This is a genomic window from Streptomyces sp. NPDC002669 (genome assembly GCF_042889165.1).
Lineage (GTDB): Bacteria > Actinomycetota > Actinomycetes > Streptomycetales > Streptomycetaceae > Streptomyces.
The window spans coordinates 1-14,134 of record NZ_JBIAQQ010000027.1; the positions used below are offsets into that span (position 1 = coordinate 1).

A 14,134-nucleotide genomic window follows, 5' to 3' on the forward strand; every position below is an offset into this window, starting at 1 on the left:
AACGTCCTCCAGCAAGGCGCCCAGACCGGCCAAGGCAACGGCAACGTCCTCCAACAGGGCGCCCAGACCGGCCAAGGCAACGGCAACGTCCTCCAACAGGGCGCCCAGACCGGCGGCAACGGCAACGTCCTCCAGCAAGGCGCCCAGACCGGCCAAGGCAACGGCAACGTCCTCCAGCAAGGCGCCCAGACCGGCCAAGGCAACGGCAACGTCCTCCAGCAAGGCGCCCAGACCGGCCAAGGCAACGGCAACGTCCTCCAACAGGGCGCACAGACCGGACTCGGCAGCGGTGATGTCCTCCAGCAGGGCGCACAGACGTGACTTCTGTCGTGTGCTGACCGCGCCAGACTCACCGACCGACCCCGTGGGTCCGAACCCGCCACTGTCCAGTGGCGGGTTCACCGACTCCGGCGACTACCGGGTCCGATCCTTGCCCGGGCACTTGTCGGGGCGCGACCGCTGGAGTTCGGACACCAGTCGGCACAGCCGCGGTGTGGGGCGGAGTCCCAGCTCGTCGCGGAGGTGCTGCTCGTAGCGTTCGAAGTCGCACAGCGCCTCGGACCGGTTGTCCTCCGCCAGGTGGGCGCGGATCAGCGAAGCCTGGCTGCTCTCCCGCAGCGGGTCCGCCTGCACGGCCGCGTGGGCGGCCGTCACGGCCCAGGCGAACTCCTTCAGACCGATGAAGGCCCCCGTGAGCGCTTCGAGCGCATGGAGCCGGAGCTGCCGCCACTGCTCCGCCTCCGGCAGCACCCACTCGTCGTACCAGCCGGGCAGCAGATCGGCGGACAACTGGTCGACGGCCGCCACGTCGAGGTCCAGATCCTTGACCGGGACGTGGGGATCGAGCACGCGCCGGGCCAATGACCGGGCCCCGAACAGGTCGACCGTGACCTCCCGCGCGAGGCGCAACTCGGCGGGGCAGATGTTCAGCGCCTGCTTCCCGAGGCCCTGGAGGCGGGCCAGCGCCGACCGCAGGTTCGTGTTCGCGCCCTGATCGGACGCCTCGGGCCAGAGGCTCCCCGCGACCAGGGCCCGGGGAACGGCAGCGCGGTATTGTAGCACGATAAATGCCAACAATCGCTTTGAACCGACCGGAACGGATACCGGTTCATCGCCGACCACGATGTCGAAACCGCCGAGAAGAGAAATGCTCACGGCCGGTCCGGACCTGGGGGGCGACGGAGAGAAAGCGAGATCATATGAGCTCATGGCTTTGTGATCGCGTAGGGGTCGGTCCACCCGGCGCCCGTCGACCGGCTGCGCCGCCATTGCTGGGAGCCAGCGATCTGTACACCTCCCGCAAAGCCATGCTGCTCTACCCGCCGAGAGATGTCGAATTGTTCTGATCCGGGCCGATGAGCGGCGTTTTCCGGCCCGGCGTCCGCGAATACGGTGCACCGTCCGGGCCGGCGGGCGGCGGTCGCGGCCGCCCTGCCGGGGCGGCGACGGCCCGGGGCGCGGGGCCGTGCGGGCGCGGCGGCCGGCCGGGGCGGTCCGCGCGGCACGGCCGGGGCCGACGGGCGGCAACTGCGGTGGAACGGCGGCCTGTTGGGGCATCCACGAGCGGTCCGGGGTGACCATCGCACGATTCGCTCGTTCTGTTGAACGTGCGTCCACTGCCAGAAGTACCTTCCGTAGCCGCCCCGGCCGACGGGGAGCAGGCCGGAGCGGCGCTCGTCGAGCACTATCCGCGGCTGGTCCGGCTCGGCTATCTCGTCCTGCCGCCGTCGCCGGGCAGTCACCGCCGGGTGCTGAGGGCGCACGCCCTGGCCCAGCGGTGCCTGCTGGCCGGGCACGCGGCGGGGCCCGGGGCCCCGGGTGGCGTCCCGGCGCCGCGCAGGTCCGGTGGCGCGGCGGCGGTGGACCCGGCCTACGCGGAGGCCCGCAGGCGGGTGCTGCGCGCGGCGCTGGAGGCGGGCCGGTCACGGCGCCGGTCCGTCGGCCTCCGGCTGCCCCCGCTCCTGCCGGCCGTGTGGGGGCTGCGGCTGTTCCCGCACTCGGGCGGGGCCGACGGGCTCGCCCTGGAGAGCGCCCTGACCTCGCTCTCCGGCCCCGGCCGCGCCGCCCTCGCCCTGCGCGGCCTGGAGCGGCTGGCCGATGCGGAGGTGCGGCGGGTGCTCGCCGGTGCCGGGGTGACCGACCCGCACGCGGCGCTCGCGGAGGCGGACGGCGTGCCCGGGCCGGGCGCGCTCCTCGACTCCCCCGAGTTCGACCCCTGTTCGCTCCAGGCCAGGCCGCCGGACCTGCTGCGCCGTCGGCGGCGTGTGCGGGCCGTACTGACGGCCCTCGCGGCGCTGCTGGTGTGCGGGGCGCTGCTGGGGCCGGCGGACGGGGGCTGGGGCCGTGCCGCCACGGCCGGACCGGAGCACTTCCCCGGCGACGCCGGGCAGTTGCTGGACCCCGCCGGACTGCGGCGGGTGTCCGGGACGTTCTGGCGGCGCTCGTCCCGTACCGACTTCACCTCCTGGCCCACCCGCGGCGACCGTGCCGGGGACACCGCCCTGCTGCGCCGCGCGCTCGCCGCGTGGGCCCGGCCCGGCGCCGGGGTGCACACGTCGGCGACCCCCGGCACCTCCGTCGGGCCTCCGGCGGGGCCGCCGCAACTGCTGTACGCGGGCGGGACGGACCGGGCGGTGGTGGTGCTGTTCCACGACGGGCTGCGTGTCGTGCGGTACGCGGAGTCCCGCCGCGGCGGTCCGGGCGGGGGCGTCATGCTCGACTTCGCCCGGGTGGACGGCGCGGACGCCGCCGCGGCCGATGCCGTGGTCGTGGAGCGCGCGGGCGACCGAGTCCGTTACCTCGTCGCGCCCTGGGCGTCCGGGGTCCGGGGGCGGGACCTGCTGGCGCCGGGCGGCGTGCCGCGCCCGCTGCCCCGTGCCGCGGACGGCACGGTCATCGCACCGGCCGGTCCGGCGAGCACCCGCGCCTGCCGTGCCTGGAGCGCCGTCGAGATCCGGGACGGTTCCGCGGTCCGGCTGCTGACGGACCTCGGTGAACTGGTACCCGCCCGGCTGACCTCGGGCCCGCCGGCCGCGCCGCACGACGTCTCCGGGCGGGCCGAGCGGGATGCCTGGGCGCGGACCGCCTGTCTGCTGCCCGCGCTGCGCTCGCACGGGGTGCGGTCGGTGAACTCCTGGCAGTACGCCGAGCAGCCGCTGCCCGAGGGCGGCGGTTCCGCGCGCTGGCTCTGCACCAGGGCGGAGACCTGGCGGGGCACCGGCAGCCGGGTGCTCGCCCAGTTCCAGGCCCCGTCGGCGCCGTCCGTCGCGACGGGCGGGCCGCCGGGGGCGGTCGCGGCCAGGGCCGAGGACTCGCCGGCCTGCGGGGCGCGCGATCCCCGGGTGCTGGCCGGGGTGTTGTGGAAGTCGCAGGCCGGTCACTGGTACGTACTGGCCGCGGGCAGCGGGCAGTTCACCTCGCTGGCCACGTCGGGCGGGGTGACGGGGCGGTCCCGGGGCCGGCTGCTCGCCGTGCCCGCCGGGGCCGGTGACCGGGCCCGGCTGACCGGGACGCTGGCCGACGGCAGCCGGGTGGGAGCCCTGTGACCGCGCCCCGGTCCGGCGGGACCCCGGGAGCCGGCCGGTCCGCACGCCGGGCACCGGCCGGGGTGGTGCCAGGAAAACGCCGCACACCCCTGTTCTCCCGGCTTACCCCTCAGTACATTGACGCCATGTCTAACACGCAGCCGGCGCCGGTCGCTTCGGAGCGGACGCCGCTCAAGGCCCGCAAGGTCTCCTTCGCCTGGGAGAAGACACCGCTGCACTGGGTGCCGGGCGATCCCTTCACCACGCACACCATCAACGTGCTCCACCTCCTGCTCCCCGCCGGGGAACGTTGGTTCATCCACGTGTACCGGCAGGTGCTGCCGTACATCCACGACGAGCGGCTGCGTCAGGACGTGATCGGGTTCATCGGCCAGGAGGCCGTGCACTCCCAGGCGCACGACGACGTCCTGCCCCGGCTGAAGGAGCTCGGGCTCGACCCGACGCCGTACACCGCGCAGGTCGACTGGTTCTTCGAGAAGCTGCTCGGCGACCGGACGCTGCCGCCGGGGAAGCCCCGCACGTGGTGGCTGATGGAGCGGGTGGCGCTGATCGCGGCGATCGAGCACTACACCGCCTTCCTCGGCGACTGGGTGCTGAACGCCGACGAGCTGGACCGGCGCGGCGCCGACCCGATGATGCTGGACCTGCTGCGCTGGCACGGCGCGGAGGAGGTAGAACACCGCTCGGTCGCGTTCGAGGTGTTCATGCACGTCGACGGCGGCTACCGGCGGCGGGCCCGCACCTGGGCGGCGGCGTTCAGCGCGCTGGTCTTCCTCTGGCAGCGCGGCATCCGCTTCTTCATGGAGAACGACCCGACGCTGCTGGACGGCAAGGGGTCGTTCAAGGAGTTCTACCTCAGTGGCAGGCGCGGCACCCTGCCCGCCACCGGTGATCTGCTGCGTTCCGTTCCCCGTTATCTGAGCCGCGGTTACCACCCCTCTCAGGAGGGCAGCACGGCCCAGGCCATCGCCTACCTCGCCCAGTCGCCCGCGGCCACGGCCGCCGAGGCCCGTACGACGGGAACCAGCTGACCATGCCGCTCCCCCTGCCTCGCCTGCGCACCGTCGTCCTGGTCACCGGCGCCGCGCTGCTGGCGAAGCGGGCCCTGCGCCGCCGCATCCAGGACTCCCCGCTGTGGCCCCTGCCCGCTCTGGAGGAGCCGATCTCGGGCCGCTCCGAACGGCGTTCCACGGCCGGGCGCCGGGTGCTGGTCACCGAGCGGAGCTCGCCCGCCGAGGGCGTCGTCCAACTGCGCCTGGAGGGTTCCTCGCTGCCCGCCTGGCAGCCCGGCGCACACCTCGACCTCGTGCTGCCCTCCGGCCTGGTCCGCCAGTACTCGCTGTGCGGGGACCCGGCCGAGCCCGACACGTACACCGTCGCGACGCGGCTGGTCGAGGACGGCCGGGGCGGCTCCCGCGAGGTCCACGAGCTGTTGCACGAGGGCGTGGAGGTGGAGATCCACGCCCCGCGCAACCGCTTCCCCCTCGTCGAAGCCCCCGCGTACCTCTTCGTCGTGGGCGGCATCGGCATCACCCCGGTCCTGCCGATGCTGCGGGCCCTGGCCGCCGCGGGCGCCGACTGGCGGCTGCTGTACGGCGGCCGGTCGCGCGCCTCGATGCCGTTCCTGGACGAGGTCGAGAAGCTGGGCGCGGAGGGCGGCCGGGTGACGGTCGTGCCCGAGGACGAGGCGGGCCGCCCGGACACCGCCGCGGCCCTGGCGGACACGGCACGGGGCACGGCGGTCTACTGCTGCGGCCCCGAGCCGCTGATGGACGCGGTCGCCGCCGCCCTCCCGCCCGGCCGGACCCTGCACCTGGAGCGGTTCACGGCGGCGACCCCCTCGTCGGCCGGCTCCGGCCCCTTCGAGGTCGAACTGCGTCGATCCGGCCGCACGGTGCGGGTGGCGGCGGACCAGTCGGTACTGGCGGCGGTGCGCGAGGAGGTGCCGTACGTCTCGTACTCCTGCGAACAGGGCTTCTGCGGGACGTGCCAACAGCGCGTTCTGGAGGGCGAGATCGACCACCGCGACGAGCTCCTGACGGACTCGGAACGGGACGACACGATGCTGATCTGCGTATCGCGGTGCCGGGGCGAGCGGATCGTGCTGGACCTGTAGGAGGGGCCGTGGCCATGGCCCGCCGCCCCTCCCCCGCCGGCCCACTCGGTACCCTGTCCACCATGACGACCGGGGTGCGGCGCAGGATGGGCGTCGAGGAGCGCAGACAGCAGCTGATCGGTGTCGCGCTGGAGTTGTTCAGTCACCGCGCCCCCGACGAGGTCTCGATCGACGAGATCGCGGCCGCCGCGGGCATCTCGCGGCCGCTGGTCTACCACTACTTCCCGGGGAAGCAGAGCCTGTACGAGGCGGCGCTGCGGCGGGCGGCCGACGAGTTGGCGGCGCGGTTCGTGGAGCCGCGCGAAGGCCCGCTCGGGGAGCGGCTGTTGCGGGTGATGGGGCGGTTCTTCGACTTCGTCGACGAGCACGGCCCGGGATTCTCGGCGCTGATGCGGGGCGGGCCCGCGGTGGGTTCCTCGACGGCGAACGCGATGATCGACGGGGTGCGGCAGGCCGCGTGCGAGCAGATCCTGGCCCACCTCGGGGTCGAGGAGCCTCCGGCGCGGCTGGAGCTGGTCGTGCGCTCGTGGGTGTCGCTGGCCGAGTCGACGGCCCTGATCTGGCTGGACGGGCGGCGGATTCCGCGCCGGGAGCTGGAGGTCCAGCTGGTGCACGACTTCGTGGCGCTGGCCGCGGTGAGCGCCGCGTACGACACGGAGACGGCGGGGGTCGTGCTGCGGGTGCTCGGGCAGGAGCCGGCGGACGGGCCGTTCGGGGAGCTGCTGGAGCGGCTCTCCGCCCTGGCCCCCGCCGTGCCGGCCGTTCCCCCGCAGCGCCGCCCGTGACGACCGGCTCCTGAACCAGGAGGTTCCCCGGGCCCGGCGGCCCGCGAACCGGGCCCGAGGCTCAGCCGAGCAGTTCGGCCTGGAGCGCCGCCGCCAGCCCCACCTCCGCGTTGTCCGACCGGCCCCGTTCGAAGGCGCGCTGGTAGGCGGCGTCGCCGACGGCCGCGCGGGCCTGGCGCTCGCACGCCTCGCGCACCGGCGCCAGTTCCGGGGTGCCGCGCTGCGGGTAGCCGACCATGTGCCAGTAGACCTGTCCCGTGCCGTAGACCCGGGCGGCGCGGGCGCCCGCGCCCTGGGCGGCGATCGCCGCGGCCAGGATGTCCAGGCCGAGCGCGATGCCGAAGCGGTCGCGGAGGCGGTGCTTGCCCGCGAGCATGGAGCGGGCGTGGACGGCGGACGTCTCGGCGTCGCCGCGCAGCAGGGCGATCAGGGCGAGCTGGTAGTCGACGTAGCTGCGGGTCCAGCACTCGTCCTGGGCGACGCAGACCGCCCGCAGGTTGGTGGCCGCCCGGGCCGCCTCGTCCAGCCGGCCCAGGCTGGTCAGGGCGAAGACCGTGATGAGGTGGCAGCGCAGCCGGTAGGCGGCTTCGAGCCGGGTGGCGAAGCCGGTGGCGCGCAGCACCCGGTCGATCTGGCGGAGGCTCGCCTCGGGCCGGCCGGTCATCAGGTCGATGAAGCCGCACAGGTAGGCGGCGGCGAGCACGCCCTCGTCGGTGCCGTCGCGGGTGGCCTCCCTGGTGCACTCCTGGCCCAGGCGGCGGGCGGTCGGGTAGTCGCCCTGGAGCATGACGGTCATGCCCAGCACCCACAGGACGCGGGTGCGGTGGGGGCCCTCGGACGGTCCGGTGTCCAGGGCCCGTTGCGCGTATTCGCGGGTCTGCGGCAGGTGGCCGCAGCAGCACCAGAAGAAGCCGATGCGGCCCGCCATCTCCTGGGCGGCCGGGGCGTCGTGGGCGAGCAGGTGGTCCAGGGCGGCGCACAGGTCGGCGTGCGCGTCGGCGATGCGGTGGTACCAGGTGATCTGGTCGTCGCCGGTCCAGCCCGCGTGGGCCTCGCGGGCCAGGCCCAGGAAGCAGGCGGCGTGCCGGTCGGCGGCGGCCCGTTCCTCGCCGAGTTCGGCGAGCCACATCCGGCCGTACTCGCGGATGGAGTCGAGCATCCGGTGGCGGGGGCCGTCCCGTCCGACGACGGACTTGGCGACCAGGCCGGCCAGCGCCTCGCCCACCCCGTCCGGGGTGAGCGGACCGTCGGCGCAGACCCGGCGGGCCGCGGCCTCGTCGAAGTCGCCGCGCAGCACGGTCAGCCGGGCCCAGAGCAGCCGTTCCAGCGGGGTGCACAGTTCGTGGCTCCAGCCGATGGCGGTGCGCAGGGTGCGGTGGCGCGGCGGCTTCAGCGAGGGGTCGGCGGGTACGTCGAAGCGGGTGCCGATCCGGGCGGCGACCTGCTCGACGGTGTCCTTGCCGAGGGCGCCCGCCGCGAGTTCGATGGCGAGCGGGATGCCTTCGAGGCGGCGGCAGATCTCGGTGGCCGCTGCGGCGTTGTTCGGGGTGTCGAGGGCGAGGTGGGGGGCCGCGGCGTTCGCCCGGTCCCGGAACAGGGCCAGGGCGTCGCCGGTGACGGGCAGCGGCTGCACCTCGACGGTCCGTTCGCCCCGCAGGCCCAGCGGCTGCCGGCTGGTGGCCAGCACGGTGAGGCCGGGCGAGGTGGTGAGGATCTCGCCGAGCAGGTGCGCGCAGGCGGGGCGCAGGTGCTCGCACGAGTCGAGGACCAGCAGCATCTCCTTGTCAACCAGCCATTCGCACAGCGCGTCGATGGGCATGCGCAGGGTGTGGTCGGAGAGTCCGACCGCGTCGGAGACGGTCGCGATGAGCAGTCCGTCGTCGTGGAGCGGGGAGAGGTCGGCCCACCACACGCCGTCGCGGTGTCCGGGGCCGGCCGCCGCCTGCCGGGCCGCACGGACCGCGAGCCGGGTCTTGCCGACGCCGCCGCTGCCGGTGAGCGTGGTCAGCCGGTGCGTGGCGAGGGTGTGTTCGAGCCTGGCAAGTTCCGCTTTCCGTCCGACAAAGCTCGTCGTCTCCTCGGGGATGTTGCTCGCCATGGTCACCGTCGCCAAAACAGGTGGACCGGCCGGTTCCGGCCCCTGGTTCCGGTGTGGCACGGGCGTGCGGGGACGCCCGTGCCGTACCGGAGAGGGGCCGGGACCGGCCGGGGGGTGGGAGGGCGCGCCGGGGACGCGGTGCTGCGGCATTCCCCGACGGCTGCTGCCTCCCAACTTAGCCCCGTCGGGGCTCAACTCAGGACGAACACCGCCACAGTGCGTCCCGGTACGGTGAAGGTTCCCGAATTCCCCTCATACGTGGACTTCTTGACAGTAGAATCCGCGCCCTTGGCCTGGACGGGGTGCAGGGCGTACGACTTCCCCGCCAGTTCGGCGACCTGCTGCTCCGTGGTGCCGGGAGCCGCGTTGAGGACGACCACCAGCTTCCCGAGCCGCATGGTGATCACCCCCGGGGTCTCGTCCTTCCCGGAGAGCGGGAAGGACAGGGCGGACTGCACCTGTCCGGTGGTGGCGAGGGAGAAGTCCGGCTCCGTGGTGCGGATGGTGAGCAGGTCCCGGTACGCGGCGGACGCGCCGTCGATCTGCGCGCAGCCGGGCCGCAGCGCCGGGTCGGCCAGCAGCGGCTTCCCGTAGGACCACTTGGACCGGTTGTCGGCGGCCGGGGGCAGGCCGCGGCCGAAGCCGTTGCCGTCGCGGCAGTCCCAGTGCAGGGCGTTGAACCAGTCGCCGCTGTCGTAGGAGTTGCGGTCCAGGGACTTGGAGCGCAGCAGGTCGCTGCCCGCCTGGGAGAGCGCCGGTCCCTGGGAGAGGGTGGCCGTGGCCATCGCCAGGACCTGCATGCGGGCCCGGTCGGCCGCCGAGGTGCCCGCCGGGAGCTTGAAGGCGAGCGCGTCGTACAGCGATTCGTTGTCGTGGGCGTCCGCGTAGGCGAGGGCGTCGCCGGGGGCCGCGGCGTATCCGGCGGGGGCGCCGTTGTAGTCGACCCCGGAGCCCTTGACCGTGCGGCCCGAGGAGTCGGTGAAGGTGTAGTCGGCGAGGTTGCCGGTGAGTCCGACCTTGATCAGGTCCTGGTAGTGCAGCAGCCGGGCCTTCTGTTCGGCCTTCGTGCCGTTGGCGGGCGAGGTGTTGGGGTCGGTGTAGAGGCCGCTGGCGAAGCCCTGCACGCCGGGGTCCTCGTCGAACGGGCCGCCGCCGCGCACCGCGTCGCGGGCCCGGTCGGAGAAGGTGGCGACGCCGGTGCCGGCCATGTTCTTCTGGGTGGCCTGGACGAAGCGGGCGTCGTCGGCGATCTCACCGAAGTTCCAGCCCTCCCCGTACAGGACGATCTTCTTGCCGTCGACGCCGTCCTTCGCCACGGTCAGGGCGTCGAGCGCCTTGCGCACGGCGAGGATGTTGTCCTTGGGGTGGTGGCCCATCAGGTCGAAGCGGAAGCCGTCGACCTTGTACTGCCTGGCCCAGGTGACGACCGAGTCCACGACGAGCTTGCCCATCATGGTGTTCTCGGGCGCGGTGTTGGCGCAGCAGGTGGAGGTGGCGACGGTGCCGTCCTCCAGGAGCCGCTGGTAGTAGCCGGGCACGATCCGGTCGAGGACGGACTTGTCGTCCTGGCCGGCGGCGACGGTGTGGTTGTAGACGACGTCCATGACGGTCCGCAGTCCCGCGCCGTTCAGGCCCTGCACCATCTGCCGGAACTCGACGGTGCGCCGGGTGCCGTTCGGGTCGGAGGCGTAGGAGCCCTCCGGGACGGTGTAGTGCAGCGGGTCGTAGCCCCAGTTGAACCCGTCCTTCGCGGCGCCCTTCGCCACGCACGCCTGCTGCTCCTCGGAGTCGGGGGCGTACACGGACAGGTCGCAGGCGGGCTCGTGCTGTGCGGACTTCTTCTCGGGGATGGTGCCGATGTCGAAGGCGGGCAGCAGGTGGACGTAGCTCGTGCCGGAGTCGGCGAGCTTCTTGAGGTGCTTCATCCCGTCGGAGCGGGTGTCGGTGAAGGCGAGGTACTCGCCGGGGTGCTTCGAGGTGCGGTCCGCGATCGAGAAGTCGCGGATGTGCAGTTCCTGGATCTGGGCGTCGCGCAGCGGGGTGGCGGCGGGCTTCCGCAGCCCGGTCCAGCCCTTCGGGGCGAGCTTCGGGTCGTCGAGGTCGACGACGAGGCTGCGCGCGGAGTCGGTGGTCAGCGCGGTGGAGTAGGGGTCGGTGACCTTGTTGGTGACGAACTTCTGGACGGTGGGCGCCCAGACGTCCACCAGGTAGCGGTAGGACTTGCCGGTCCAGCCCTTCGTGCCGGTGACCGACCAGACGCCGGTGCGGTCGTCGCGGCGCATCGGCAGGGTGCGGCCGTCGAGTTCGAGGGCGACGGTGCGGGCGGTGGGGGCCCACACGGACAGGGTGGGGCGGCCCTTGCGGTCGAAGACCGGGCCGAGTGCGGCGTCGGCCGCGTTCTTCCCGTACAGGTCGTCGAGGATCCCGGCGGTCTGCACCCCGGTGGCGGCGAGCAGGGCGCCGTTGGCGGCGCGCTGGGTGGCGATCAGCTGGCCGCGCAGCGCCTCGCGGACGCGCCGCCGGTCCCGGGCGTCGACGGTGAACGCCGGGTAGTCCTTGAGGTGCGGGTACTTCGCCTTCTGCGCGTCGGTGAGCGCGGACGGGGTGAGCCGCAGCCACTGCCCCTCGTCGGTCAGCGCCCCGTCGGCGACGGAGACGGCGCCGTCCTCGGCGTGCACGAGCTGCTGGCTGGTGGCGCCGGTGGCCTTGACCTTCCACACGACGGTGTCGGCGTCGATCCACTGCGCCTCGGCCTTGGAGAGGTCGGGCGTGGGGACGCCGCCGGCCTGCGGCAGCAGGTAGCCGGGGGTGGCGCCGAGCAGCCAGACCTCGTGGCCGTGGGTGGCGAGGTCGAGGGACTGGTCGCCGGGGAGGTCCTTCTCGTCGCCCTTGTGCAGGATGTAGCTGAGCGAGGTGGCGCCCTCGGCGAGCGGGACCTCGAAGGTGGCGCCGGAGGCGTCCTGCTTCACCGGCAGGAGCGGCTTGGCCCAGTCGGTGGGGTTCTTCGCGCCGGTCCAGGTGTGCAGTCCCCAGCCGTCGTAGTCGCCGTCGGCCCGGTAGTAGTGCAGGACGGCCTTGGTGGTGTCCTGCGGCGGGTAGGCGCCGTCGGGGGCCTTGTCGGCCTGGCCCTCCCCGCCCTGTTCGATCCAGACCTCTCCGGTCCTGGAGAGTTCGACGGTGCGCTGCGGCCCGTCGGCGGTGCCGTCCTTCTCGACGGTGTACGGGAGGGTGGACGCGCCCTCTTCGAGCTTGATCCAGGCGAACGCGCCGTAGGCGTCGCGCCCGGTGAACTCGGCCGCGGTGTCGCCGGAGCGGAGCTTCCAGCCGGCGTAGTCGCCGTCGGCGCGCTTGTAGTGGACGACGGCGTGGTCGCGTTCGACGGCCACGGGCTTCGGCTCGGGGGGCGCCTCTCCGGCGGTGCTGGAGGCCAGGGCGCTCGCGGTGCGTCCGGTGCGGTCGACGACGACCGCCTTGTAGCGCAGCGGCGTGCCGGCCCTCACCTTGTCGTCGAGGTGCTGGGTGACCTTGTAGGGGGCGTGGTCGGCGGAGCCGAGCGTGACCCACTTGCCGTTGCCGGTCTGCGCGGCGAACACGACGCGGTTGAGCTGTCCGCCGTCCACGTCGGCGGAGAGTTCGACGGTGCCGGTGGCTCCGGCGGCCGGGGCCTTCAGGGTGATCGAGGGCGCGGTGGCCGGGTCGCCCATCGCCTTCCGCGCGCGCAGCACGACGCTGGACAGGGCGGGCACGGTGACGGTGATCTTCTTGTCGGCGCCGCTGCGGACGGTGCCCGAACCGCCGTACAGGGTGCGGAAGTCCGTGTTCGCCATGCCGGTGGGCAGTTCGACGGTGCGCGGGGCGGTGCCGTTGTTGGCGGCGACGAGGTACTCGTACGGCTTGTGGGGGTCCGTTCGGGAGAAGGCGTACACGGAGCCCTCGGCGTACCGCTCGGTCTGGACGCCGTCGCGCAGGGCCGGGTGCTCGCGGGTGAGTCCGGAGAGCGCGGCGATGTTCCGGTACAGCGGGTGCTTCGGGTCGTACGCGTCGGTGGCGTGGGTGCGGTCGGTGCCCAGTTCGTCGTCGTCGAGGTAGTCGGCGGTCTTCGAGGCGAACATGGTCTGCCGGGCGTCCTTGTCGCCGCCCGCGCCGGTGAAGCCCTGTTCGTCGCCGTAGTAGACGACGGGGTTGCCCCGACCGAGGAACATCAGTTCGTTGGCGAGGCGGGCCCGGTCGAGGAGTTCGGCGTCGTCGGCCTTCGGGTTGTCCTGCTTCAGGAACGTCCCGATGCGGCCCATGTCGTGGTTGCCGAGGAAGGTCACCTGCTCGTAGGCGTTGGCCTTGTCGGTGGTGTACCGGTAGTCGTCGCCGAGGACGGCGGCGAGCTTCGAGGCCGGGGCGCCCTGCGAGGCGTACTGGCGTGCCGCTTCCTGGAACGGGAAGTCGAGCGTGGCGTCGAGCCGGCCCCGGGTGACGTAGGGCGAGGTGACGGCGGTGTCGGAGGAGTAGACCTCGCCGAACATGAAGAAGTCGTCCCGGCCCCGCTTTGCCGCGTAGGTGTCCAGGGCGGTGGCCCACTGGGTCCAGAAGTCCAGGTCGACGTGTTTGACGGTGTCGATGCGGAAGCCGTCGATGTCGAAGTCGCGGACCCACTTCTCGTAGATCTTCTCCATGCCGGAGACGACCTCGGGGCGTTCGGTCCACAGGTCGTCGAGGCCGGAGAAGTCGCCGTACGTGGTGGACTCGCCGGCGTAGGTGGAGTCGCCCCGGTTGTGGTACATCGTCGGGTCGTTGAGCCAGGCGGGAACCTTCCGCCCGGTGTTCTTCGGGGTGTACGGGAACGAGTCCGCGTCCACCTTCGCCATGCCCTCGGCGTCGTCGAAGGGGCGGCCGTCCCGGTCCAGGTACGGGTAGGCGCCCTTGGGGCGGTAGCCGTATGCCTTCTCGGCGTAGTCGACGGTGTCGGCGGTGTGGTTGGTGATGACGTCGAAGAAGACCTTCATGCCCTTGGCGTGGGCCTTGTCTATCAGCTTCGACAGGTCGGCGTTGGTGCCGAAGTGCGGGTCGACCTGGGTGAAGTCGGTGATCCAGTAGCCGTGGTAGCCGGCCGAGGCGTCCTTGCCGGTGCCCTGGACGGGGCGGTTCTTGAAGATCGGGGCGAGCCAGATGGCGGTGGTGCCCAGGCCCTTGATGTAGTCGAGCCGGTCGGTCAGGCCCTTGAGGTCGCCGCCCTGGTAGAAGCCCTTGTCCGTGGGGTCGTAGCCGGTGTCCAGGCGCGAGCCGGTGAGCCCGCCGCGGTTGTTGGACGCGTCGCCGTCGGCGAACCGGTCGGGCAGGACGAAGTAGAACTGCTCGCGCGTCAGGTCGTGGCGGGCCGGTTCCCCGGCGAGTCTCGCGTCCGAGGGCGGGGAGGGGGGTCCGGGCGCGGCGGACGCGGAGGCCGCCGGCACGACGGGCAGCAGTGCCGCGCACAGCGCGGCGACGGCTCCCCGTCTCAGAGCCTGTCGGGTGGTTCGGGACACGGGAGGGTTCTCCTCGGGCTTTCAGGGGTGGGTGGTTCGGCGGTACGGGCCGGGGCCGTGTGTCTCGTGGCCCC

General features: G+C 73.2%; 7 protein-coding genes and 1 pseudogene. 5 read left to right on the forward strand and 3 right to left on the reverse strand.

Annotated features, from left to right (window positions below):
• Positions 1-321 (forward strand): annotated as a pseudogene (locus ACFYW1_RS30815) (hypothetical protein); the annotation flags it as partial.
• A gap of 93 nt (positions 322-414) precedes the next feature.
• Here the strand turns inward: ACFYW1_RS30815 and ACFYW1_RS30820 are convergent.
• The gene (locus ACFYW1_RS30820; RefSeq protein ID WP_389000452.1) at positions 415-1,062 is read right to left on the reverse strand and encodes a BTAD domain-containing putative transcriptional regulator; all 648 of its coding nucleotides are present in this window, start codon (positions 1,060-1,062) and stop codon (positions 415-417) included.
• Positions 1,063-1,607: 545 nt separating this feature from the next.
• On the opposite strand from ACFYW1_RS30820, the gene ACFYW1_RS30825 reads away from it, so the two are divergent.
• The 4 genes from ACFYW1_RS30825 to ACFYW1_RS30840 all read left to right on the forward strand — a co-directional run bounded on the left by ACFYW1_RS30825 (position 1,608) and on the right by ACFYW1_RS30840 (position 6,446).
• The gene (locus tag ACFYW1_RS30825; RefSeq protein WP_389000697.1) at positions 1,608-3,545 is read left to right on the forward strand and encodes a hypothetical protein; all 1,938 of its coding nucleotides are present in this window, start codon (positions 1,608-1,610) and stop codon (positions 3,543-3,545) included.
• Positions 3,546-3,670: 125 nt separating this feature from the next.
• Positions 3,671-4,576: a metal-dependent hydrolase gene (locus ACFYW1_RS30830; protein ID WP_389000455.1), complete on the forward strand. Its 906-nt coding sequence runs from the start codon at positions 3,671-3,673 to the stop codon at positions 4,574-4,576.
• A 2-nt stretch (positions 4,577-4,578) separates the two neighbouring features.
• Positions 4,579-5,661, forward strand: a complete 1,083-nt coding sequence (locus ACFYW1_RS30835) for a PDR/VanB family oxidoreductase (protein WP_389000457.1) — start codon at positions 4,579-4,581, stop codon at positions 5,659-5,661.
• Positions 5,662-5,723: 62 nt separating this feature from the next.
• The gene (locus ACFYW1_RS30840; RefSeq protein ID WP_389000460.1) at positions 5,724-6,446 is read left to right on the forward strand and encodes a TetR/AcrR family transcriptional regulator; all 723 of its coding nucleotides are present in this window, start codon (positions 5,724-5,726) and stop codon (positions 6,444-6,446) included.
• A 61-nt stretch (positions 6,447-6,507) separates the two neighbouring features.
• Here the strand turns inward: ACFYW1_RS30840 and ACFYW1_RS30845 are convergent, their stop codons facing one another.
• On the reverse strand, positions 6,508-8,544 hold the full coding sequence (locus ACFYW1_RS30845; protein ID WP_389000463.1) for an ATP-binding protein: 2,037 nt from the start codon (positions 8,542-8,544) through the stop codon (positions 6,508-6,510).
• A 191-nt stretch (positions 8,545-8,735) separates the two neighbouring features.
• On the reverse strand, positions 8,736-14,060 hold the full coding sequence (gene pulA, locus ACFYW1_RS30850; RefSeq protein ID WP_389000466.1) for a pullulanase-type alpha-1,6-glucosidase: 5,325 nt from the start codon (positions 14,058-14,060) through the stop codon (positions 8,736-8,738).
• Positions 14,061-14,134: the final 74 nt, after the last annotated feature.

Bases quoted from the DNA above. Each gene is read 5' to 3' on its own strand.
- ACFYW1_RS30835 (WP_389000457.1), top strand. From the start codon at position 4,579: ATGCCGCTCCCCCTGCCTCGCCTGCGCACCGTCGTCCTGGTCACCGGC.
- ACFYW1_RS30845 (WP_389000463.1), bottom strand. From the start codon at position 8,544: ATGGCGAGCAACATCCCCGAGGAGACGACGAGCTTTGTCGGACGGAAA.
- ACFYW1_RS30830 (WP_389000455.1), top strand. From the start codon at position 3,671: ATGTCTAACACGCAGCCGGCGCCGGTCGCTTCGGAGCGGACGCCGCTC.
- ACFYW1_RS30840 (WP_389000460.1), top strand. From the start codon at position 5,724: ATGACGACCGGGGTGCGGCGCAGGATGGGCGTCGAGGAGCGCAGACAG.